The following is a 20,584-nucleotide window of genomic DNA, read 5'->3' on the forward strand; positions in this document are numbered from 1 at the left end:
CAAGTTCAGCGCGGTATCTGGATCACGGCCAAAACCGAGTTTTTCAACGGAATAGACCCGTAGCGGTCGGTCACGCACAGTCCACAAACCGGTCACTCAACGCTCCAGAGCCAAGGCATCCAGTGGACTGGTCGTGCCACCCGCCGCCACCTTGAGCACATGGGTGTAGATCATGGTGGTGGACACATCCGAGTGACCCAACAGCTCCTGCACCGTGCGAATGTCGGTGCCTGCTTGCAGCAAATGCGTGGCAAACGAATGGCGCAGCGTGTGAACCGAAACCGGTTTTGCAATGCTCGCAGCCACACAGGCCTGCTTGAGTCGCTTGGAGATCCGCTCGGGAAACAGGTGGTGGCGCCGCACCACCCCGGTTTGAGGATCTACCGAGAGAGTGGGCGAGGGGAAAACCCAGTGCCAGGCCCAGCTTTGCCCGGCCCGTGGATATTTGCGCTCCAGCGCATGGGGCAGAAAGACACCCGCCACTTCCGTTGCCCGATCACGGGTCCACAGCGCCTTCGACCGAGCCAACTGTTCACGCAGTGGTGCCACCAGTGATCGGGGCAACATCACCACCCGGTCCTTGTCGCCCTTGCCGCTGCGCACCACCACCGCGTGGCGGTCGAAGTCCAGGTCTTTCACTCGCAGAGACAGGCCTTCATTCAGGCGCAAACCTGCGCCATACAACAGCCTGGCCAGCACAGCCTCCTCACCGGCCATCATGCTCAGCACCCGCTGAATCTCGTCCTGGGTCAGCACAACTGGGATGCGCTTGCGCTCCGGTGGTCGACCGATCTGTTGCATCCAGGGCAAATCCATACCCAGCACCTGGCGATACAGGAACAACAAGGCATTGAGCGCCTGTCGATGGGTGGCCGGTGACACCTGGCGTTCGTTGGCCAGCAAGGTCAGAAATGCCTCGACCTCAGCCGAGCCCAGTTCCCGGGGATGCCGCATGCCGCCTTGGGTCCCGGACCACCGCACGAAAAAGCGGACCCAATAGACATATGCCTTCTCCGTCTGAAGGCTATAGTGCAAGTACCGAATGCGCTCGCGGACCTGATCCAGCAAGCGTTGGGATACCAAAGGGACGGCCGCCAGCTCACGGACTTTGTCAGATCTGTTATACCTGTTCATGCATACAGTATCGCGAGATAACTGTATGAAATCAAACACATTTTGGGGATGTGTCGGGCCATGTTATCTCGCGGGTACTGTGGGTATTCGGTAAAACACGAACTACATCAAAGTTATGTGTTTTGATCGTTAGCCATCAATACCAGATTTTAGGTAATTAGATATGAAGTCAAAACTTTCCGGAGGCTTAGTGCATGAATTACCCATTGACTTGGCGGAAGCATTAGCCGAAGAAGACCTTTCTAATGCTTGGGAAGCCTTGTCAGCTATTGGCCGCAATGAATTCATTTGTTGGATTGAAGACGCCAAACAAGAGAAAACTAGAGTAAAACGGATCGGTAGAGCTACTGAAGAACTTTTAGAAGGAAAAAAGCGGCCTTGTTGCTGGGTTGGGTGTATACATCGCACTGATAAAAAGCCTAGTAGATGGCAACAGGATGTTTTGGTAGATAAGAAGAAAAAGCCAGTAGCAAAATGAAACCAGCACATAACAAATTGCTCCAATTGACACAGCGGTCTACGCTCCTTTTTGTGCATTCGCTTTGCTCATTGTTGCACAAAAATCCACTACAACCGCTGCGCAATTGAGCAAGACGTTGGGCGTCTTGATAGACATGCCGCAGACACCTTCGACTATTGTCGTTACTGGAGCCGTCTCGGCCCCGGGCCCTCACGTTGTCGAGACCCCGAGGACAATTCTTCGCGCGTTAGCCGCCGCCGGCGGGCTGGAACAAACACCAACACGTTGGCCCGCTGGCCCGATAGCCGTCCGCCGACCACGTGGTCCCGGAGAGGTGGACGTTTGGACGTTTAGCTTGCAATCGCCGGCAGAATGGCGCGACTTCCTTTTGGAATCCGGAGATCTAGTGGTCTTTCAATGGCACGTAGCCGAGTTGTGAGCGTCCGACCTTCAATCAAGCGGAGTTAATCGCAAACAGCATGCAAAGTAGCCGTCGACGCCCAACCCTGCAATGCACCGGACCTGCGCGAAAAGCCGCGCAGGCCGTTGATTTTGAACGTTAGGGCTCATGGGTCGCCAGATTGCCATCGCTATGCAGCAGGAAGACGAAGAGTCCTTCCTCGCCTTCCTCGCCAGCACGGCCAATGTCGTGCTGTACCGCTCATGGTCACCGAGCCCAGAGCCAGTAGAAGGCTTTACGCAAGACACTTCGGCATCCCCGTTCTGGGTTCACAACCTGGCCTTCCCTTGGCAGGCATCCTTCGAGCGCGTCAACTACGAAAACAAGACTACTGGTGGTGCAGCGGGAACATACTTTCGCTTGCGCACTCTGCATGCACCGTTGCTTGAGTATTCACGCCATCCCATTTACGCCCCGAATCCGCAGGCCGGTGGGAGGCTCTATTGGGCCAAACCTGCTCTCCTTCAGTCAGAAGAAGTTACCTACGACCGCGCAGCCTTTGATGTTTGGTTCACATCCATTGCCAGGTGGGTCCGCAAGAATGGCGAGAAGGTCAGTCACGGCGGCACTGAGCCTTGGTGCCTGCCGGGCGCAAGGCGAAGCCTGCAAAATGAGCCCTAACCCTTCCATCGAGGGGGACGTCCAAGGGCTATCGCCCTCGGCCGCCCCTCATGTCAAACGTTAGGGCTCATGGGTCGCCAGATTGCCATCGCTATGCAGCAGGAAGACGAAGAGTCCTTCCTCGCCTTCCTCGCCAGCACGGCCAATGTCGTGCTGTACCGCTCATGGTCACCGAGCCCAGAGCCAGTAGAAGGCTTTACGCAAGACACTTCGGCATCCCCGTTCTGGGTTCACAACCTGGCCTTCCCTTGGCAGGCATCCTTCGAGCGCGTCAACTACGAAAACAAGACTACTGGTGGTGCAGCGGGAACATACTTTCGCTTGCGCACTCTGCATGCACCGTTGCTTGAGTATTCACGCCATCCCATTTACGCCCCGAATCCGCAGGCCGGTGGGAGGCTCTATTGGGCCAAACCTGCTCTCCTTCAGTCAGAAGAAGTTACCTACGACCGCGCAGCCTTTGATGTTTGGTTCACATCCATTGCCAGGTGGGTCCGCAAGAATGGCGAGAAGGTCAGTCACGGCGGCACTGAGCCTTGGTGCCTGCCGGGCGCAAGGCGAAGCCTGCAAAATGAGCCCTAACCCTTCCATCGAGGGGGACGTCCAAGGGCTATCGCCCTCGGCCGCCCCTCATGTCAAACGTTATGTGTTTTGATCGTTAGCCATCAATACCAGATTTTAGGTAATTAGATATGAAGTCAAAACTTTCCGGAGGCTTAGTGCATGAATTACCCATTGACTTGGCGGAAGCATTAGCCGAAGAAGACCTTTCTAATGCTTGGGAAGCCTTGTCAGCTATTGGCCGCAATGAATTCATTTGTTGGATTGAAGACGCCAAACAAGAGAAAACTAGAGTAAAACGGATCGGTAGAGCTACTGAAGAACTTTTAGAAGGAAAAAAGCGGCCTTGTTGCTGGGTTGGGTGTATACATCGCACTGATAAAAAGCCTAGTAGATGGCAACAGGATGTTTTGGTAGATAAGAAGAAAAAGCCAGTAGCAAAATGAAACCAGCACATAACAAATTGCTCCAATTGACACAGCGGTCTACGCTCCTTTTTGTGCATTCGCTTTGCTCATTGTCGCACAAAAATCCACTACAACCGCTGCGCAATTGAGCAAGACGTTAGGCGTCATAAACCCAACCTCAGCATCTCACCAATGACGAAGAAATATCTGGCACTCTTTATTGTGTTCGCAGCATTGCCTTTCACCGCATTCGCCGTAGCTTTTCCCGGCCCAACATCTTGTCTTCTTGTCGGTGCATCTAACCTAGGCAACCAGACAGCCACTCCGCTTTCAGCCGATGATTCAACAACAAGTCAATCAGGCACATCGCAGCTCGTCGACGAAGCTAGAAGACGAATTGAAGCGACCTTCGGAAAACCCGCTGCAAGACCAACAATCGTCTTTCTAGGCAGCACTAGCCGCATTGGACCCTTCAGCCTCAACGCTTACGGAAGCACGCAGTTCGTAGGACATAGGACCTGCGTAATGATCGGACCTAAGGGCAGATCCGTTGATATCGTTGCACACGAGCTCATGCATGCCGAACTGCATCATCGCGTAGGCTCGCTAAAGTACTTCCTGAAGGTGCCAACTTGGTTCGATGAAGGCGTAGCAATGCAAGTGGACTTTCGCTCACGTTACGCTCTCCGCGAAGATAAAGCCGCAGAAGCAGATCGTGTGCGTGAGTTGACCACTTCATCCAAGTTCTTTGTTTCCGATGATAAGGCGCTCACACAGAACTATTCTTTTGCCAAGTACGAGGTCTCGAAGTGGCTCTCAGTTGTTGGCAGTGATACGCTTTACTCACGCCTCGCAAGGCTTAAGTCTGGTGAGACGTTCTCAGAAATTCTCGCGCGATGACGCCTAACCATTCGCTCAACCGGACCCATTGCGGCATGCGGCTAAAGGCCCGCCATTTCATTCTGGGCCTTTAGCCACATACCGCAACGGTCCGGTTAGCTCAAACGTTAGGCGGCAAAGCCGATCTCTTCCCCCGCACCATCTCAAGATTCATCATGCTAAGTACCGGCACGGCAATCTTCATCTTTCGCGGTTTAGCCCTAGTTGCCCTTCTATGGCTTGCCTACGTGATTTTTCGTACAAGGTCAGCTCGCTCATGGCCCACCGTTGTCGGCAAGGTTCTTGAATCGAGAGTTGACACTGACGCTGACAGCAACTCTGTGCCGATCGTTCGATACAGCTACACCGTAAATGGTCACGACTATGTTGGTACTCGCATACTGCCGAGTGGTACCCTCGCCACATCTGGCAACTATGCAGCACGTAAGGTTGTCCAATATCGAGTTGGGAGCACTGTATATGTGCGTGTGAATCCGGCCTCCCCAACTGACGCAGCGCTGGAATGCGAAGTTCCGCATGTTGTGCACTTGATGCTCGCTGTCGCTATAGTCGCCTTCTGGTGGATGGCTGGTAACTTTCGTATGGACTCTACGCAGTGAACGTGGGCTGAACGCACCAGCCGCCGAGTTGCCGCCTAACTCGAACGTTGAACGACTGCTTCGCCGATGTGGCAACGGCGGTTCATGGCCGACAGCGGAAGTCCGCATCACCAACGGCGACCTACCTACCTCTTTCATCGCTCCGGTGAGCAGCGGTAGCGTCAGTCGTCACCGACCCTGCGGCGAACATGCCGCAAACCCATACCGCTCGCAGAACGGATTGCCCAGCAGGGGCAGCCAGCGCGGGATGTCGTGGAAATCCTGCGCGATCTTGGCGAGCACCTGTTCGCGGTAGGGCTCAAAGCGAAAACCTGTGCCGTCCACCATCCAGAAGTCCACGCCTTCGATCACCACCTTTTGCTTGCTGACCTGCGCAAAGAAGGGCTGGAAGTCGGCCAGGTCGGGCTCGGTGTAGTCGAAGATGCGAAGGGGCTGACCGTCGTAGGTGCGGAAGTCAACGATCTGGTCGTCTTGCCGCGCGTGGTGGCGGCCCACGCCGAACACCGGCACGTACTGGCCGTGCGGGAACGCCAGCATGGCGGCGGGGTTGTAGGTGCGTGCCATGAGGGTGGCGCCGGTGGGCAGGTCGGCCTTGAGGGCGGCAGCCAGGGCCGGCGTTTCGCGGGTGAAGACCAGGCGCTCGTAGAGCTTGGCAGGCTGCCACAGGGACAGTGGCGCCCAGGCCAGCGCTCCCACCAGCAGCAGGTGCGGGAGCGACAGCAGCAGCGTCCAGCGCAACGAGCGGTGCAGCGCTCGCGCATCGAGGAAAAGCGCGGCCCAGGCCACGAAAAATGGCACAAAGCCCAGCACCCAGTGCAGGCCGATGGTGCGGCGCAGACTGATGACCGCGAACAACAGGATGGGAAACAGCCAGAGCACGGCCAGCGCCCGCCGCGTGGCCGGCGCCACCCCTTCGGCCCGTGGCGCGCGCACGGATTGCCAGAGCAGCCAGGGCGTGAGCAGGTAAAGCGCCATGGCTGCGTAGGTGAGCGGCGTCTCCAGATTCCAGTGGCTGCCTTCGTTGCGGTTGAACACGTTGAACATCACATTGGTCCAGCCGTGCGTGGCGTTGAACACCACGTTGACCGCGACCGAAGGCAAGGCCGCGGCGAACATGAGCGCCAGCGCCCACCAGCGGTCGCGCCGCCAGCCCAGGATGTGCACCGTGTAGGCCATGCCCAGCAAAACGGCAAAGTACTTCGAGAGAAAGGCCAGACCGATGAAGCCGCCGGCCAGTGCGTACCAGCCTGCGCCGCGGTCCGCAGCCGCATTGGCCCGCACATAACACCAGGCCGATACCGCCATGAACAGCAGCAGAAGCGTGTCGGTGGTGACCAGCACGAACATCCAGGACCAGGGCAGGGCCAGGTAGACCGCGCCAGCCATCCAGGCGCTGGCCTCACGCTCAGCCGGCAGGATGCGCATCAGCGCGTCGACCAGGCCCAGCGCGATCACGCTGGTGACCAGCAGCGTCACGCTGCGCAGCACCAGCGGCGCGTCGCTGATGGCGTGCAAGACCGCCAGCAGCCAGCCCACCATGGGCGGGTGGTCCGAATAACCCCAGGCCAGGAACACGCCCCACTGGTAAAAAAACGCCTCATCGCCCGTGATGGGAAAGCCCGCCGCGATCACGATCTTGAGCAGCAGCGTGCCCGCGAAGGTGAGCCAGAACACGCGCCTGGACGCGGCGATGGAGAAATCAGGAGACTTCATGAAGCATCAAATGGTGAAAACAAAGCGGCTTGAGCTGCGCATGGTGCCCGGCGCGAAGTGCCCAGATTCTGGGCTCCGCAGGTCTGGCGCCGCCAGGCCGCCAGTGCCACCCTTTGGAGGGTGACGCCGCAGGCGCGGAGGTGGGGGCAACCGGTCAAGCTTCCAGAGCGAGCAGGCTCACCCCGATCACGATCAGTGTGCAGCCCGCCACGCGGACCCAGGAAAATGGCTCACCCAGCCAGACCACACCCACGCCCAGCGTGACCACAAAGCCCAGGCTCACCAGCGGGTAGGCCACGCTCACGTCCAGCCGCGACAACACCCACAACCACAGCACCGCACTCGCGCCATACAGCACGAGACCCAGCCACACCAGCGGGCTGGTGAGCGCGTGGCCATAGGTGGCGCCGAGGTCGCCGCCCACGGGCGCGGACATGCCGCGCTTCATCGCGATCTGCGCCGCCGAAGACAGCAGCACACAGAACAGGGCCAGGCCCAGCGCCAGCGATTTCATGCACCCACTCCGTTGATGGCCAGCAGGCCGATGCCGCCCAGCAGCCCCACGGTGAGCCAGCTGAAGCGGTCGCGGAGAGCGAACTGAAGCGGGTCTTCGCCGTGCAGCTCGCGCCGCCCGGTCTTGAGCCAGATGCGCATGATCCACAGCAACAGCAGCGGTGTGGCGGCCCAGAGCCATTCGGGCTGCGCGTATTGCTCGCGGCCATGCTGGCTGTCGATGTAGAGCGTGAGCACCATCACCGCCAGAAAGCCACTGGCCATGCCCATGGCGCGCAGCGAGGCGAGGTCGCGTGCCTGGTAGCCGCGCCCAGGCGCGGGTTTGGCGCTGTCGTCGTCCAGCTCTTCCAGCTCGGCGCAGCGCTTGACCAGGGCCAGGCTCAGGAACAGAAACATCGAGATGCCCAGCAGCCAGTTGGACAGCATGACCTGCGCCGCCACCGCGCCCGCGCCCACGCGCAGCGTGTAAAGCGAAGCCAGCACCAGCACATCCACCAGCGGCAGGCGCTTGAGCCGCAGCGAATAGGCCAGCGTGATCGCGGTGTAGAGCAGGAGCATGGCCGCAAAACCCTCCGAGACGGCGAACGCCAGCACATAGGCCAGCGCCATCATCGCAGTACCCAGTGCCACCGCGGTGGGGATGGCGATGGCGCCCGAGGCCAGCGGGCGCAGGCGCTTGAGCCGGTGCACCCGGTCGCTGGGCAGATCAAGCAGGTCGTTGAACAGGTAGGTCGCCGAGGCGCAGAGACCAAACGCCACAAACGCCAGCGCGACATCGAACCAGGCCTGGGGATTCAGCGAGTGCGCCGCCAGCAGCGGCACGAACAGCAACGCGTTTTTGGCCCACTGCTTGAGGCGGATGGCGCGAAACACGGTACCCAGGGTCAGCGGCTTGCGCTCAAAGACGCGCGCATCGGGGTGCTGTTGCTGCAGTCGATTGAGCACGGCGGGTGGTGTGTTCACCGCCACCGCCTGCGCGCTGGCCTGCCACACCGCGAGGTCGTCCTTGCTGTTGCCCGCGTAAGCCCATTGCCGGTGGCCACCCGCCTGGGCGTGGGCCTCAATGGCGTCGCGCTTGTGATCCCGGCTGAGGTTGGGGCCGCCTTCGGTGCCCAGGGTGTCGTCGAACAGGCGCAGGTAGGCGGCGACCTCGCGCACGATGCGGGCGTCGGCCGCACTGGCCAGCACCAGCGGTCGGCCCCGAGCGTGTTCGTCGCGAAGGTATTGCACAAAGCGCTCGTCGTAAGGCAAGCGAGCCGGATCGGGTCGCACCGCGCCGGCCAGTCGCTGCTTGAAACCCGCTTTGCCGAGCAGCAACCAGCCCAACAGCCTCAATAGGTTGAGGGGGCTGCGCCGGATGAACAGCATCACCGACTCGTACAGCGTGTCGCTCAGCGTGAGCGTACCGTCCAGGTCCACATACAGCGGGCAGGGACGTGGCGCGGCGGTGGCGAGGGGCGTGGTCAAGCGGTGAATGCGATCGGGGTAGGGAGTGAGAGGATTCTAGGGTCCCTGCCGTCATCGCGGCTTCGCCCTGGCACCCTCTGCCCAAAGCGCACGCCCCCTCTACCCCGCGCTGCCCTTTGCCCTGTGGTGCGTGGCCGCTCTCGTGGTGGCCAGTGCATTCGCCGGGAAGGAGGGCTTGGTGATGTTGCGGGCCGCCGCCGCAGGCTACTGCTTCGGCGTCTGCTGATCCAAGCGAGCGCCGGTGCAGCGGGTGTGCTTGGGGCGTGATCGGGGCGTGATCGGGGCGGGCCTGGAGATGACCGCGCTGTTCTTCGCCCGCAGCTCCTGCGGCCGATGCCTATTCAATCAAGCTTCAAGGCGATCGCAGCGTGGTTCGGCCTGGTGGTGCCGGAGCGCTGCCTTGCTGCTCTCGCCTTGCGCTTTATTTGAAACCGAATCGGCCCAGGCGCTTAACCCGAGACCAGCGCGCCCGCCTTCATGCGGTCGCGGGCCAGGGCTTCCCGGGTCGCCCAGCGGCGGAAGAAGAGTGTGACCACGCTGCTGCTGAGCACGATGAACAGCGAGTACAGCACCGGGATCAGCAACACCTCTTGCTGAATGGTGGTGGCGATGCTGAGCGTGACGATGAGCACCGCCAGGGGCCCGTTCTGGATACCGGTCTCCAGCGCAATCGTGCGGCTGCGGTTGTTGTCCTGGCGCAGCAGGCGCGCCATCGCATAACCCAGCGCCATGCCGATCAGGCCCAGGCCAATGGCAGCGAAGTACACCGGCCAGGGCGTGTCGGCCAGCAGCTGGTGGTTGCGTGGCACCCAGGTGGCGACCAGGAAAACGATGACGACGATGCCCATGAAGCCGCCGAGCAGCTCGATGGTGGCGCCGATGTTGGGATTGAGCTTGCGCAGCACCATGCCCAGCACCGTCGGCACCAGCAGCACCACCAGCACCTGCGCCACATTGGACGCCGGGATCTTGAACTCGCTGGAGAGGCCAGCCAGCGAGGAATAGAACTCCAGCAGCAACGGCACCATGACCAGCGCGAGCAGTGTGCAGACCGTGGTCATCAGGATGGACAACGCGAGCACGCCCTTGCTGAAGTAGCTGAAGATGTTGGAGGTGGTGCCGCCCGGCATGCAGGCCATGAGGATCAGGCCCACGGTGAGGCCGGGCGACAGGTCCAGCGCCATCGCCAGCGCAAAGCCCAGCAGCGGCATGATGCCGAACTGGCACAGCATGCCGACCAGCACGCCCTTGGGCTTGCGAAATGCGATGAGGAAATCGCGCCAGGTGAGCGAGGCGCCCATGCCCAGCATGATGACCATCATCATGATGCCGAGCAGGCGGGTTTCGAATTCGGTGATCATGGTGTTTGTCTCTTGATGTTGTTCTGGAATCAGGCCTTGGCGTTCGCTTCGGACTGCACTTCGGCCTTGAGCACCTTTCGCAGCACCTTGCCGATCGGGCTCTTGGGCAGCTCGTCGCGCAGCACCACGATTCGCGGCACCTTGTAGGCGGTGAGCTGCTGCCGACAATGGGCGATCACCTGCTCGGTCGTGAGCGCGCCGGCGTGGTCTGGGTGCGGCACCACATAGGCGCGCACCGCCTCGCCGGTCTTGTCATCCGGCACACCGATCACCGCCACTTCGAGCACCGTGTCGAGCTGCGCGATGGTGTCTTCGACTTCGTTGGGATAAACGTTGAAGCCGGAGACCAGCACCAGGTCTTTCTTGCGGTCGACGATGCGCAGAAAGCCGTCGGGCTCCATCACTGCCACGTCGCCAGTGGCCAGCCAGCCGTCGTTGAGCACTCCCGCGGACTCGGCTTCGTTGTTCCAGTAACCGCCCATCACCTGCGGACCGCGCACACAGATCTCGCCTGGCTCGCCCGGCGCCACCGGCCTGCCATCGTCTCCCATCAGGCGCAGTTCGGTGCCGGGCGCCGGGATACCGATGCTGCCTAGGCGCGGCGTACCGCGAAGCGGGTTGAAGCTGACCACCGGCGAGGTTTCGGTCAGCCCGTAGCCTTCGGCGATGGGTGTGCGCGTGACCTCGGTCCAGCGCTGCGCCACCGCACTGTGCAGGGCGGTGCCGCCAGCAATCGACGCCTTGAGCTGCTTGGGCGGGTAGGCGGTGAACCACTCTTCGTTCAGCAGGCCGTTGAACAGGGTATTGACCCCGGTCATCCAGGTGATGGGGAAGTTTTCCACTGCACGCTGCAGGTTCTGCACCGGGCGCGGGCTGGGTACCAGCACGTTGTGTGCGCCGATGGACAGGAAACCCAGCAGGTTCGCCGTGAAGGCGAAGATGTGATAAAGCGGCAAGGCGGTGAGCACACACTCACGACCAGGCGCCATGTGGGTGGCGCCCATGGCCAGCATCTGGTTGACGTTGTTGAGCAGGTTGCCGTGGCTGAGCATGGCGCCCTTGCTCACGCCGGTGGTGCCGCCGGTGTACTGCAGCGCGGCCAGGCTGTTGTGGTTGAGGCCTTGCCAGTAGGTCTTGGCCGGCGAGGTGGCCAGCGTGGCCCGGCCTTGGGCCAGCGCCTGCTTCAGGCGCACATGCGGCACCGTCACCGGTGGCAGCACTTTGCTCCAGACCTTTTGCACGCCGCGGATCACCGCGCCGGGCACGACAGGGAAAAACTCGCTCACTTTGGCCAGCACCACGTGCTCGATGCCGCTGCGCTTGAGCACGTCTGGCAACTTGTCGGCAAACATGTCCATCACCACCAGGGCGCGCGCGCCGGCGTCGTTGAACTGGTGAACCATCTCGCTCTCGGTGTAGAGCGGGTTGGTGTTGACGAGCACGCAGCCGGCCTTGAGCACGCCAAACGCCACCACCGGGTAGGCAAGGCAGTTGGGCATCTGCACCGCCACCCGGTCGCCAGCCTGCAGCTTGAGCGTTTGACGCAGGTAGCCGGCGAACGCGTCGGAGAGCTCGTTGACCTGCGCGAAGCTCAGTCGCCCATTCATGCCATTGGGCATGACGCAGCTGAAGGCCGGGTGTTTGAGGCGCTTGGCGCTCTGCTCTGCGGCAAAGTGAGTGCAGCGCTCCTGCACCAGCTCGGCGATCGAGGCATGGGCTGGCGCCGGCAGCTCGGGCGTGATGCCGACGCTGCTGTAGGTGGATATCCAGGGGCAGTGCGCGGTGTCAAACGGGATGTCGCTTTTCATGGTCTTCCTCGGGCGGTGATGAGATGTTGTTGTGGTGAACGGTGAACGCAGAGGCCTGGATCATGCCGGCAACCGGGCCCAGGCCTGCTGCGCGAGTGCAGTGAGCAGGTGGGACAGCGAGACGGCGTAGACCATGGCCGCGAAGCCGAAGGTGCCCGCCAGCAGCAAAGCCAGACCATCGCGGAACATCCAGCCCAGGCTGAGCAGCACCAGGCTGATCGCGGGCAATACGTTACCAAAAGGCAGCGGGATGAAGATGAGCAGGGCCATCAGGGCCATCCAGGCGCCCCAGAGCGGTCGCCAGCGGCGGTGCGTGCCCAGCGCCCAGCGTGGGCGCAACCAGCGCTCGGCCTGTTCGTACACCCAGGCCAGACCCCGCAGGCAGCGTCGGGTCCAGGTGGGATTGAGCGTGAGTCGGCCCAGGCGTGGGGGCAGGGGCATCTGGTCGTGACCGCGCAGCCACGTCCAGGCCAGCAAAAAAATGCCCAGGCTGAGCACCATGCCGGCGCCCGCCACGGGCAGAGTGGCCAGCACCGCCATCAGCATCAGCAGCACCGGGCCTGAGGACGCGCCATGCAGGTTCACCAGGTCGGCCACACTCAAACGCAGGTCCGCCGGCACAGAAGTACCGGCGGACCTGGGGTTGTACTGGGCGGCGTCGCGCAGGGTCTGCGCCAGCGCCCTGTTCATGCGGACACGCGTTTCAAACCACTTGGCCTGGAAAATTTGCCAATCAGAAAGTGACCTGCCACGGTAGCTGCCAGCATGACCAGCAAGACCACGGCCCAGACCACCCACATCAACGGGATCAGCCAGCTCACCACGCTGCCCAGCGCTGGGCCAGTCTGCCCCAGCCAGTTCATCACCTGCACCCAGGCAGCCTGCAGACCTTGAATCCAGACCGGATCGATCCACAGCGCCAACCAGGCCGGCACCGGCCACTGCCCTATGTTGGTGATGACATCGCCGGCCTGGCCGGAGGCCACCGTTGTGGCCAGCCAGCCGGTGAGCTCGACCGACACCAGCACGGTACCGGTCCACAGCGCAGCGACCAGCGCGAAAACGATCCAGAGCGCGATCTTCATGGGGTGTTCCAGAGTCGGATAGGGAAATGGAAGGCCTTGTCAGGCCGCCAGCTGTTCCATGGAGCTGGTGCGGTGGGTCGGATTGAGGGGCATCGGCCAGGCGCGCGCCATGTCGTCCAGCAGTTCCGTTTCGCCGTCGGCCAGGTGGCTGTCGCACAGCATCACCGCTTCGCACAGCGCCCGCACTTCAGCGCCCAGCGCCGGGTCTTGCACCTCGGCAAACAGGCGGCGCCGGGTGGCGCTGTCGATCGCAGCCGAGCCCATCCATTCACCGTGCGAGGCGAGCAGCAGGTCTTCGCAGAAGTGGTCCATGACCAACTTGAAGGCCTCGGGTGCAAGCCCCAGGCGCGACGGTGCGCTGAGGCGGTCGAGGGCGCGGATTTCGGCGGTGGCGTAGTGACCGTCGGCGACCAGGGCCATCGCCACGAGTCGGGCCGCTGCTTCCGGGCTGTTGATGGGATAGCTGCGCATGGAGATCTCCTGAAAAAGTGGGGCTGTGCTCTGGGCGCAGCGTTATTCGTCGCCACCCATGCCGAGCAGGCTCAGCAAGCTGGTGAACAGGTTGAATACCGAGACGAAAAGGCCGACGGTCGCCAGCACGTAGTTGGTCTCGCCGCCGCTGACGATGCGGCTGGTTTCGAACAGGATCAGACCCACCGACAGCAGCGCCACCAGTCCGGACACCGCCAGTGCCAGCGCGGGCATCTGGAAGAAGTACGCGGCCAGCATCAACATCAGCGCGACCACGATGCCGGCAAACAGGAAGCCACCCATGAAGCTGAAGTCGCGGCGCGTGGTCAGCACGTACGCAGACAGCGCCACAAAGGTCGCGCCGGTGGCCGCGAGCGCGATCACGATGGTTTGCGCACCGCCGGGCAGGGCCAAGGTGTGGCTCAGCAACGGGCCCAGGGTGTAGCCCATGAAGCCCGTGAGGGCGAACACCAGTGGCAGCGCCCAGGCGCTGTTCTGGAACTTGTGCACGGCGAACAGCAGGCCGAAGAAGCCCACCAGCGTGAGCACCAGCCCGGGTGCAGGCCACTGGAAGGCCACACCGGCCGCGGCCACACCCGCGCTGAACAGCAGGGTGAGCGAGAGCAGGGCGTAGGTGTTTTTCAGGACTCGCGCAACCTCTGGGCGGTCGGTTTCGAGTGAGCCGCCGCCCGTGCCGGGCAGGCGCTGGTCGCGCGGGATGGCGATGACGCGGGGGGTGTCGTTCATGGGGTGCTCCGGAAAAGAGGAACTGAAAAGAGTCAGAGGGATGCAGCGGTGGTGACTGCGCGCAGCGGCTGCCGCGCGGGCCGGCGCTGCTTCTGCCAGAGGCGGACCAGGGCATGGGCCGCGCGTTTGAGCGCGGCGTCCAGCGCCTGCGTGGCGTGGCGGCGGGTGGCGTGCACCACCACCGTGCCCAGACCGTCGGTGGTCAGGTGGATCTGGCAGCGCTGATCGATGCCGCCGCGCGGTCCGTTCACGTCTTCCAGCCGCACCTGCGCCTGCAGCAGCTCGCCGCGCAGGCGGCGCATCACGAAGCGCAGCCGGCGTTCCGCGACAGCGCGCCACTGGGCGATGTCGGCAGAAGCTTCTGGTCCGCGGGGGGATTCGATCAGGATTTGCATGGGAGAACTCCTTGTGAGACAAAGGGGCGGCACCGGGAGGGAAACGCAACGATAGGGTGCGGAAGCATCCCGTGAAAGCAGATAATCAAAGACGTTTCATCCTTAAAAAGTGGAATATGAATCAGGAACTCAACTACAAGCACCTCTATTACTTCTGGGTCACGGCCAAGGAGGGCGGCATGTCGCACGCCGCCGCGCGCCTGGGCATGGCGGTGCAGACCGTGAGTGCCCAGGTGCGTTTGCTGGAGCAGTCGCTGGGCCATGCGCTGTTCAAGCCCGCTGGGCGTGGTCTGGCGCTGACCGAAGCCGGTCAGGCCGCACTCCAGGTGGCCGAGCAGATTTTTCACCTGGGCGAACACCTGCACACTGCCGTGCGTGACGCCACCAGTCAGACCGGTGTGCGTTTGGTGGTGGGCATCTCCGATGGCCTGGCCAAGCTGGCGGTGCGTGACCTGCTCGCGCCGGCGCTGGCTGAGCCGCGGCTGCGGCTGGTGTGCCACGAGGACGACTTTGAAGACCTGCTGGCCGACCTGGCGCTGCATCGGCTCGACGTGGTGCTGTCCGACCGGCCTGCGCCCGCCAACCCCAACCTCAAGCTCTACAGCCACGCGCTGGGTTCGTCACCGCTGGGTTGGTACGCGCCCAAGGCGCTGCTGGCCGATGTGCGGCGCGATTTCCCGCACAGTCTGGCGCGGGTACCGGTGCTGCTGCCCAGTGCGCAGGCCTCGGTGCGGCTGTCCATCGACCAGTGGTTCGAGCAGCACGGTGTGTTGCCCAACCTGGTGGGTGAGTTCGAAGACAGCGCGCTGCTCGCCACCTTTGGTTCGTCGGGCATGGGGGTGTTTCCCGCCTCGGAGCTGATGCGCGAAAAGCTGTCGCAAGGTTATGGCCTGCGCTGGGTCGCGCCGTGTGACGGTGTGCAGGAGCACTACTACGCCATCGGCACTGCGCGAAAGGTGCAGCACCCGCTGGTGCAAAGCCTGCTGAAAGCCACGCCCGCCTGAGCCGCATGGCCACCGAGCACACCTGCACGCCAGTGGCAGCGATGCCCTGGCCGGTGAGCAGCCCGTTTCGCATGCGCCCGGGTCTGACCCGACTGGAAGCGGCCCAGACCCCAACCTTGTTTCTGCGCGATGGCCTCGCGCCTGCGTATGCAGCCCAGAAGCAGGCAGTGCTGCGCGGGCACCGAGAGATTGCCCAGGTCGGCGAGGCCGATCCGACGGTGCTTGCTGCGATCGCCGAAGCCTATGCGGCCCAAACGGGTGTGCGGCTGGCGCCCGAGGCCGACGCACTGGCGCTGGGCATGCAGGAAGATTTTGTGATCCTGCACGACGAGCCAGGGCAGGCCGGTCCCGATTTGTGCACCCGCTTTCTCTCGGTGTGTTTTCCTTCCAACTGGGCGCCGGTCGAGAAGCTCGGCCTGGACTTCACCGCCATCCATGTCCCGGTGGCCGACAACGTGCTGCTGCAAGCCGGTGCGCGCGGCATTGTGCACTTGGCCTTTCGCCAGGCGCCGATGCTGCGTCATGTCTGGCTGCTCACCCCCAGCGGCGACCTGGCACAGCATCCCCAGACCCGCCGCTTGCGCTGGGACGACGCGTTGCGGCAGGCCGACGCAAGAGGCGGTGACCTGATTGACCAGGTGTTCTTCCGCGTGGAGCGCCACACCACGCTGCCGCTGCCCCAGTATCAGCGCGCGGTTTTCCTGATCCGGGTGATGGTGGCGCCGCTGACCGAAACGCTGAGGGTGACGCCAGACCGTGCCTCCGAAATGCTGGCCGCGCTCGAATCCATGAGCGAGGCCGTGGTGGCCTACCGGGGCATGACAGCGGTTCGATCGCGCCTGCTCGCCGAACTCGCGCGCCTGTCATTCGCCTGATGCAGTGCCTACCCAGCCGGGCTGTTGGGGGCAGCTCCCTAGATTTGTTGCACCGCAACAAAAAGCCTTGCCAAGTTGGCGATTACCCGTAGAATCCAACCATGCTGCACTGCAACATAGATCATCGATCTGATGCTTGTTGCCCGGGCAGTTCTTCTGTCCCCACCCTTCTGCAAACCCTTTAAGGAAACCGAAATGAAAAACCCCGCTGAACAATTCGTCGCCACCAACAAGGCCAACATGGAAGCCTTTGAAGGCGCCCTCGGTCAGGCATACGCTGGCATGGAAAAGCTGGTCGAGCTCAACATGGCCGCCACCAAGGCTGCCCTGGGCGAGTCCTTTGGCCACGCCAAGGCCGTGATGTCGGTCAAGACACCCCAGGAATTCATGACGCTGCAAACCGGCTTCTTCCAGCCACTGGCTGAAAAGTCGGTCGCCTACTTCCAGCACGTGCAGAGCATCGCCACCGAGGGCAGCGCCGGCTTCACGCAGCAGGTCGAAGCCAACCTGGCAGAAGCCCAGAAGGCGTTTGGCGCTTCTGTGGACCAGATGGCCAAAAACGCACCGGCTGGCTCCGAAGCCGCTGTGGCCGCTTTCCAGAGCGCGCTGAGCAACAGCCAGAAGGCGATCGAGTCGGCCCAGGCCACGATCAAGAAGGCCGCCGAGTCGGCACAAGCCAATTTCGCGGCAGCGTCCAAGCAGGCCGCCGCCATGGGCAAGAAGGCCGCCAAGGTCTGATGCTTCGCCTGCCCGTCTGGCAGGCACAAGAAAAAAGGCGCCCTTGGGCGCCTTTTTTGTTGGCTGCTGGCCGCATCGGCCGTGAGCCACCGATCAGAACTCGATCTTGTCGGCAATCGCTTTGATGCCAGCTCGGGCACAGGCATCGTCGGCCTCGCCACCCGGTGCGCCTGAAACGCCAATCGCACCAAAAATGGAGCCGCCGCCCTCGATCACCACCCCACCGCCGATGGCCAGCATGCGCGGCGTGTTGCGGATGCCGCTCATGGGCTTGCCAGCCTGGGTTTCGTTGGCCAGGTCCAGGGTCGAGGTGCGAAAGCTCGCGGCGGTCCAGGCTTTGTCGGTGGCCACCTGCAATGTGTGTGCGCCAGCGAACCGGTCGCGCAGGAACACCTGGGTCAGGCCGGAGCGATCAACCACCGCCACGCCGATCTGAAAACCCTGGGCGCGGCAGCTTGCCAGCGCGGCCTGGGCAGCGATCAGCGCGGTCTCTGGCGTGAGGGTCTTGATCTGGAAGGTCGGAGCCTGGGTCTGGGCCATCACAGGCAGGGCGGTGGCCAGGGCGAGGGTGAGCAAAGCTTGGCGCATGGGGATCTCCTTTGGTTTGGACAACGGCGGCCCGCCAATCAGGGGCCACCTCAATCCATGCTATTGCGCGAACGGGAAAAGGCACTGATGCAGGTCAAGTCCGCCAACTTGCTCACGCCAGGCGCAGCCGCAATCCCAGCGAAATCCCCCCAGGCGGGGAATTCCCCACTATGCTCAAAAACCCATGGCCTGCGCCGCAGGCCCAGCCCCTTCACCACCCCACCTGCAGACACCCGAATTCATGGCGAGCGATCTGGACACGGTGCGCACTTTGCGTGCCCTTTTTGGCGACCTGCCGCGCCCACCGCAGGGGCTCTCCAGTGAAGAGTCCGTGGCCTGGCTCGAGCGCGCCATGGCCGACTTCGAAGGCGGCGACCTCGCCTACAGCATCGAGCACACCTCGCGCAGTGCCATGCTCGACCTCATCCTGCGCTTGCGGGAAGATGGATACCTACAAGAAGACGCTGCGTTCGACAAACTGCTGATCCAGGTGGCCACGCCAGAGGGCCGCCAGCTGTTCATGGACTGGTGCATCCACGCGCAGAAAAGCGCGGACGCCACCGCCCGGTTGCTCAACCGCGTCAAGCCTGCCTGGCGCGAGCCCGCGCCGCTGTACCAGGCCGACGTTGTCGACATCCGCCGCTTTGTCGACGGCGTCCCCAGCGGCCCGGGGCCGCTTTACGCGGAGTACGCAGCACGCCAGGACGTGCAGGCGATCGGGGTGTTCGCCGACCCGCCCGACACTGTTTACGAGTTTCCCTGGGGCTTTGTCACCGAGTCCGACGACGGGTGGTCCGTGTATGTGGCCGAAGTCTGGCGTGAGGGCACGGTGGGTTCCTTCGAACGGTTTCTGAGCGCCTGGCAACTGGAGACCGCGGTGCGTGCCGATGGTCTGCAGGCCACGGCGTTTGTGCCTGAGGGCCTGAGCGCTGACGCCGGCATCACCCATTTCAGCAGCCTCAATCTCAACGCCACCGATCCCGCTGCATTGCGCCAGTGGGTGGGCGAAGTCTTTCTGGCCCATATGCTGCCCACCATGGCTGCGCGCGTACTGGACCCGAACTACGATTTTCCCGACGCCTGGTGAGCGGTCGGCGTGAGCCGACTCAGTGGCGGCGGCTCAGCCGCTGCTGCACGTGCTGCAGGAGCCCTGCACAGCCGTCTTCCACCAGGTCCAGCACCACTTCGAACCCGCTCGCGCCGCCCTGGTAGGGATCGGGTACCACGGGGCTGTCGTGCTGCTGGAAAAACTCGGCCAGGCGGCGCAGCTTGCGCTGGTGAGGTGGTGGGCACAGCTGCCCGGCCAGGGCGAGGTTGTCCCAATCCATCGCCAGCACGAGGTCGAAGTCGGCAAAGTCCTGCGCGGTGAGCTGGCGTGAGCGCTGAGCCGAGAGGTCGTAGCCGCGTTGCAGCGCGTGGGCCTGGGTGCGCGTGTCGGGCGGGTGGCCGACATGAAAGCCGTGGGTGCCAGCCGAGTCCACCTGCACCAGCTCGCTCAACCCCGCCGCGCGCACCTGCGCTTCGAACACGCCTTGCGCGGTCGGGCTGCGACAGATGTTTCCCATGCAGACAAAAAGCACACGGTAGGGGACGCTGGCGCTCACGGGGGCCTTTCGGTGAAATTCCAAGCCAATCATTCTGCCCAACTGAACAGACTGGGCGGAGCCTCGGGTTTCTCTCGAAACAGCGCGCTGGCGGGCGAGGTATCAGCCCCACACGGCATCGAGCGCGTCCCAGGCGCGAGCCACCACCGGCTCTTCGGCGCGTGAGGCGAGACAGACGAAGCTCAAGTCGCACTCCAGCGCCACCTGATCGGCAATCACCAGCCCGCGGGCCTGCGCTTCTCGGATCGCGATCGAATCGCGCACCAGCGACAGGCCCACGCCGCTTCGCACCAGGTCGAGCATCGAAGCTTCCTGGTCGACCAGCGCCACCCGCCGCGGCTCGACCCCGGTGAGCGAGCCCGGTCCGAACAGCCGCCGCTGCAGGCGATGGTGCGCACTGGCTGCCGGCGTGGCCAGCCAGGGCAGCGCGGCCAGCGCTTTCCAGTCCTTGCCTCTCACCTGCGGACCCCAGCCTGCCGGGGCGAGCACGCGGTAGGTGAAACGGGTGAGTGGGCGCAGCCGGTGCGTGGCTCCCGGCGCGGCGTGGATCGGGTCTTGCGGCAGGTCGAGGAAAAAGCCCACGTCCAGGTCTCCGCGGTCAATTTGCGCCAGCACGTTGCCGCTCATGCCCTGGCGCAGTTCAGTGCCCACCTGCGGGCTGGTCTCGACCAGCTGCTTGAGAAATGCGCCCAGGCGGATGAACTCGGGGTCGAGGATGGTGCCGATGCGCAGCGTGCCGCGAACCGTGGTGTGCAGGCCCGCAGCGGCGTGGCCAAAGTCGGCGAGGGCACTGAGCGCCTTGTCGGCCAGTGGCAGCAGGGCTGCACCATCGGCGGTGAGCGCCATGCCTTGTGGGGTGCGCGTGAAGAGCGGCAGACCGGTGGCTTCAGCCAGGGTCTTGAGCTGCAGGCTGACCGCAGGCTGGCTCAGGTGCAGCCGGGCTGCAGCCCGTGACACGCTGCCTTCGCGCGCCACCGCCGCGAAGGCGCGCAGGGTTTGCGGATCGATGCGGGCGGGCAAGGTGGTGAGGACGGCAGGTTTCATATTTGCGCAGCTTATACGGCGTTTTGCAG

The 20,584-nt window shown here is 63.1% G+C and carries 24 protein-coding genes; 10 read left to right on the top strand and 14 right to left on the bottom strand.

The features are described 5' to 3' along the window. Positions 1-96: 96 nt before the first annotated feature. Positions 97-1,134: an integron integrase gene (locus QUV25_RS17245; protein WP_300866092.1), complete on the bottom strand. Its 1,038-nt coding sequence runs from the start codon at positions 1,132-1,134 to the stop codon at positions 97-99. A gap of 163 nt (positions 1,135-1,297) precedes the next feature. On the opposite strand from QUV25_RS17245, the gene QUV25_RS17250 reads away from it, so the two are divergent. The 6 genes from QUV25_RS17250 (at position 1,298) to QUV25_RS18295 (ending at position 5,142) form a co-directional block, all read left to right on the top strand. Next, a complete protein-coding gene (locus QUV25_RS17250) occupies positions 1,298-1,612 on the top strand; it encodes a YdeI/OmpD-associated family protein (RefSeq protein ID WP_300865766.1) in 315 nt (104 codons plus the stop codon). Between the two features lie 550 nt (positions 1,613-2,162). Continuing rightward, entirely contained in the window at positions 2,163-2,675 is a 513-nt protein-coding gene (locus QUV25_RS17255) for a hypothetical protein (protein ID WP_300865768.1), read from the top strand. A gap of 69 nt (positions 2,676-2,744) precedes the next feature. Next, the gene (locus QUV25_RS17260) at positions 2,745-3,257 is read left to right on the top strand and encodes a hypothetical protein (RefSeq protein WP_300865768.1); all 513 of its coding nucleotides are present in this window, start codon (positions 2,745-2,747) and stop codon (positions 3,255-3,257) included. A 110-nt stretch (positions 3,258-3,367) separates the two neighbouring features. Further along, positions 3,368-3,682 carry a YdeI/OmpD-associated family protein gene (locus QUV25_RS17265; protein WP_300865766.1) on the top strand — a complete coding sequence of 105 codons (315 nt, stop codon included), beginning with the start codon at positions 3,368-3,370 and terminating at the stop codon, positions 3,680-3,682. A gap of 153 nt (positions 3,683-3,835) precedes the next feature. Then, positions 3,836-4,543, top strand: a complete 708-nt coding sequence (locus QUV25_RS17270; protein WP_300865770.1) for a hypothetical protein — start codon at positions 3,836-3,838, stop codon at positions 4,541-4,543. A 155-nt stretch (positions 4,544-4,698) separates the two neighbouring features. Next, positions 4,699-5,142: a DUF3592 domain-containing protein gene (locus QUV25_RS18295; RefSeq protein ID WP_366945691.1), complete on the top strand. Its 444-nt coding sequence runs from the start codon at positions 4,699-4,701 to the stop codon at positions 5,140-5,142. Positions 5,143-5,310: 168 nt separating this feature from the next. On the opposite strand, the gene QUV25_RS17275 is transcribed toward QUV25_RS18295, so the two are convergent. From QUV25_RS17275 to QUV25_RS17320, 10 genes are all read right to left on the bottom strand, one after another. Further along, positions 5,311-6,855 (bottom strand): glycosyltransferase family 39 protein, encoded by a 1,545-nt coding sequence (locus QUV25_RS17275; protein ID WP_300865771.1) that lies wholly within the window; start codon positions 6,853-6,855, stop codon positions 5,311-5,313. 154 nt (positions 6,856-7,009) lie between these two features. Next, a complete protein-coding gene (locus tag QUV25_RS17280; RefSeq protein ID WP_300865773.1) occupies positions 7,010-7,369 on the bottom strand; it encodes an SMR family transporter in 360 nt (119 codons plus the stop codon). Then, positions 7,366-8,835, bottom strand: a complete 1,470-nt coding sequence (locus tag QUV25_RS17285; RefSeq protein WP_300865774.1) for a UbiA family prenyltransferase — start codon at positions 8,833-8,835, stop codon at positions 7,366-7,368. Before QUV25_RS17285 ends, QUV25_RS17280 begins: the two co-directional genes overlap by 4 nt. Positions 8,836-9,284: 449 nt before the next feature. Beyond that, positions 9,285-10,196, bottom strand: a complete 912-nt coding sequence (locus QUV25_RS17290) for a bile acid:sodium symporter (protein ID WP_300865775.1) — start codon at positions 10,194-10,196, stop codon at positions 9,285-9,287. Between the two features lie 29 nt (positions 10,197-10,225). After that, positions 10,226-12,004 carry an AMP-binding protein gene (locus tag QUV25_RS17295; RefSeq protein ID WP_300865777.1) on the bottom strand — a complete coding sequence of 593 codons (1,779 nt, stop codon included), beginning with the start codon at positions 12,002-12,004 and terminating at the stop codon, positions 10,226-10,228. A 60-nt stretch (positions 12,005-12,064) separates the two neighbouring features. Next, on the bottom strand, positions 12,065-12,694 hold the full coding sequence (locus QUV25_RS17300; protein ID WP_300865778.1) for an exopolysaccharide biosynthesis protein: 630 nt from the start codon (positions 12,692-12,694) through the stop codon (positions 12,065-12,067). Next, the gene (locus QUV25_RS17305; protein WP_300865780.1) at positions 12,691-13,089 is read right to left on the bottom strand and encodes a hypothetical protein; all 399 of its coding nucleotides are present in this window, start codon (positions 13,087-13,089) and stop codon (positions 12,691-12,693) included. The genes QUV25_RS17300 and QUV25_RS17305 overlap by 4 nt, the downstream gene beginning before the upstream one ends. Before the next feature lie 39 nt (positions 13,090-13,128). Then, on the bottom strand, positions 13,129-13,560 hold the full coding sequence (locus QUV25_RS17310; RefSeq protein ID WP_300865781.1) for a TerB family tellurite resistance protein: 432 nt from the start codon (positions 13,558-13,560) through the stop codon (positions 13,129-13,131). Between the two features lie 42 nt (positions 13,561-13,602). Continuing rightward, positions 13,603-14,307, bottom strand: a complete 705-nt coding sequence (locus QUV25_RS17315) for a Bax inhibitor-1/YccA family protein (protein ID WP_300865783.1) — start codon at positions 14,305-14,307, stop codon at positions 13,603-13,605. Positions 14,308-14,339: 32 nt separating this feature from the next. After that, a complete protein-coding gene (locus QUV25_RS17320; protein ID WP_300865784.1) occupies positions 14,340-14,702 on the bottom strand; it encodes an HPF/RaiA family ribosome-associated protein in 363 nt (120 codons plus the stop codon). 116 nt (positions 14,703-14,818) lie between these two features. Between QUV25_RS17320 and QUV25_RS17325 the strand changes: the two genes are divergently transcribed. The 3 genes from QUV25_RS17325 (at position 14,819) to QUV25_RS17335 (ending at position 17,319) form a co-directional block, all read left to right on the top strand. Next, positions 14,819-15,706 carry a LysR family transcriptional regulator gene (locus QUV25_RS17325; protein WP_300865786.1) on the top strand — a complete coding sequence of 296 codons (888 nt, stop codon included), beginning with the start codon at positions 14,819-14,821 and terminating at the stop codon, positions 15,704-15,706. 5 nt (positions 15,707-15,711) lie between these two features. Then, a complete protein-coding gene (locus QUV25_RS17330; protein WP_300865789.1) occupies positions 15,712-16,581 on the top strand; it encodes a heme-dependent oxidative N-demethylase subunit alpha family protein in 870 nt (289 codons plus the stop codon). Between the two features lie 195 nt (positions 16,582-16,776). Then, complete coding sequence (locus QUV25_RS17335; RefSeq protein WP_300865791.1) at positions 16,777-17,319, top strand: phasin family protein; 543 nt, start codon at positions 16,777-16,779, stop codon at positions 17,317-17,319. Positions 17,320-17,412: 93 nt separating this feature from the next. Here QUV25_RS17335 and QUV25_RS17340 read toward each other — a convergent pair whose 3' ends face one another. Further along, positions 17,413-17,907, bottom strand: a complete 495-nt coding sequence (locus tag QUV25_RS17340; protein WP_300865793.1) for a heme-binding protein — start codon at positions 17,905-17,907, stop codon at positions 17,413-17,415. A 184-nt stretch (positions 17,908-18,091) separates the two neighbouring features. Between QUV25_RS17340 and QUV25_RS17345 the strand changes: the two genes are divergently transcribed. Continuing rightward, positions 18,092-18,994 carry a hypothetical protein gene (locus QUV25_RS17345; RefSeq protein WP_300865795.1) on the top strand — a complete coding sequence of 301 codons (903 nt, stop codon included), beginning with the start codon at positions 18,092-18,094 and terminating at the stop codon, positions 18,992-18,994. Between the two features lie 19 nt (positions 18,995-19,013). On the opposite strand, the gene QUV25_RS17350 is transcribed toward QUV25_RS17345, so the two are convergent. Both QUV25_RS17350 and QUV25_RS17355 read right to left on the bottom strand, forming a co-directional pair. Then, positions 19,014-19,511: a low molecular weight protein-tyrosine-phosphatase gene (locus QUV25_RS17350; protein ID WP_300865796.1), complete on the bottom strand. Its 498-nt coding sequence runs from the start codon at positions 19,509-19,511 to the stop codon at positions 19,014-19,016. A gap of 102 nt (positions 19,512-19,613) precedes the next feature. Continuing rightward, positions 19,614-20,555, bottom strand: coding sequence for a LysR family transcriptional regulator (locus QUV25_RS17355; RefSeq protein WP_300865799.1), 942 nt, complete (start codon positions 20,553-20,555; stop codon positions 19,614-19,616). Between the last annotated feature and the right edge of the window lie 29 nt (positions 20,556-20,584).

Origin of the sequence: Hydrogenophaga sp. (assembly GCF_030373245.1) — a bacterium.
In the GTDB taxonomy this organism is placed as follows: domain Bacteria; phylum Pseudomonadota; class Gammaproteobacteria; order Burkholderiales; family Burkholderiaceae_C; genus Hydrogenophaga.

What these genes read in the sequence shown, in the direction of transcription:
- QUV25_RS17245 (WP_300866092.1), bottom strand. Translation starts at nt 1,134, where the DNA reads ATGAACAGGTATAACAGATCTGACAAAGTCCGTGAGCTGGCGGCCGTC.
- QUV25_RS17250 (WP_300865766.1), top strand. Translation starts at nt 1,298, where the DNA reads ATGAAGTCAAAACTTTCCGGAGGCTTAGTGCATGAATTACCCATTGAC.
- QUV25_RS17255 (WP_300865768.1), top strand. Translation starts at nt 2,163, where the DNA reads ATGGGTCGCCAGATTGCCATCGCTATGCAGCAGGAAGACGAAGAGTCC.
- QUV25_RS17260 (WP_300865768.1), top strand. Translation starts at nt 2,745, where the DNA reads ATGGGTCGCCAGATTGCCATCGCTATGCAGCAGGAAGACGAAGAGTCC.
- QUV25_RS17265 (WP_300865766.1), top strand. Translation starts at nt 3,368, where the DNA reads ATGAAGTCAAAACTTTCCGGAGGCTTAGTGCATGAATTACCCATTGAC.
- QUV25_RS17270 (WP_300865770.1), top strand. Translation starts at nt 3,836, where the DNA reads ATGACGAAGAAATATCTGGCACTCTTTATTGTGTTCGCAGCATTGCCT.
- QUV25_RS18295 (WP_366945691.1), top strand. Translation starts at nt 4,699, where the DNA reads ATGCTAAGTACCGGCACGGCAATCTTCATCTTTCGCGGTTTAGCCCTA.
- QUV25_RS17275 (WP_300865771.1), bottom strand. Translation starts at nt 6,855, where the DNA reads ATGAAGTCTCCTGATTTCTCCATCGCCGCGTCCAGGCGCGTGTTCTGG.
- QUV25_RS17280 (WP_300865773.1), bottom strand. Translation starts at nt 7,369, where the DNA reads ATGAAATCGCTGGCGCTGGGCCTGGCCCTGTTCTGTGTGCTGCTGTCT.
- QUV25_RS17290 (WP_300865775.1), bottom strand. Translation starts at nt 10,196, where the DNA reads ATGATCACCGAATTCGAAACCCGCCTGCTCGGCATCATGATGATGGTC.
- QUV25_RS17295 (WP_300865777.1), bottom strand. Translation starts at nt 12,004, where the DNA reads ATGAAAAGCGACATCCCGTTTGACACCGCGCACTGCCCCTGGATATCC.
- QUV25_RS17300 (WP_300865778.1), bottom strand. Translation starts at nt 12,694, where the DNA reads ATGAACAGGGCGCTGGCGCAGACCCTGCGCGACGCCGCCCAGTACAAC.
- QUV25_RS17305 (WP_300865780.1), bottom strand. Translation starts at nt 13,089, where the DNA reads ATGAAGATCGCGCTCTGGATCGTTTTCGCGCTGGTCGCTGCGCTGTGG.
- QUV25_RS17310 (WP_300865781.1), bottom strand. Translation starts at nt 13,560, where the DNA reads ATGCGCAGCTATCCCATCAACAGCCCGGAAGCAGCGGCCCGACTCGTG.
- QUV25_RS17315 (WP_300865783.1), bottom strand. Translation starts at nt 14,307, where the DNA reads ATGAACGACACCCCCCGCGTCATCGCCATCCCGCGCGACCAGCGCCTG.
- QUV25_RS17320 (WP_300865784.1), bottom strand. Translation starts at nt 14,702, where the DNA reads ATGCAAATCCTGATCGAATCCCCCCGCGGACCAGAAGCTTCTGCCGAC.
- QUV25_RS17325 (WP_300865786.1), top strand. Translation starts at nt 14,819, where the DNA reads ATGAATCAGGAACTCAACTACAAGCACCTCTATTACTTCTGGGTCACG.
- QUV25_RS17330 (WP_300865789.1), top strand. Translation starts at nt 15,712, where the DNA reads ATGGCCACCGAGCACACCTGCACGCCAGTGGCAGCGATGCCCTGGCCG.
- QUV25_RS17335 (WP_300865791.1), top strand. Translation starts at nt 16,777, where the DNA reads ATGAAAAACCCCGCTGAACAATTCGTCGCCACCAACAAGGCCAACATG.
- QUV25_RS17340 (WP_300865793.1), bottom strand. Translation starts at nt 17,907, where the DNA reads ATGCGCCAAGCTTTGCTCACCCTCGCCCTGGCCACCGCCCTGCCTGTG.
- QUV25_RS17345 (WP_300865795.1), top strand. Translation starts at nt 18,092, where the DNA reads ATGGCCTGCGCCGCAGGCCCAGCCCCTTCACCACCCCACCTGCAGACA.
- QUV25_RS17355 (WP_300865799.1), bottom strand. Translation starts at nt 20,555, where the DNA reads ATGAAACCTGCCGTCCTCACCACCTTGCCCGCCCGCATCGATCCGCAA.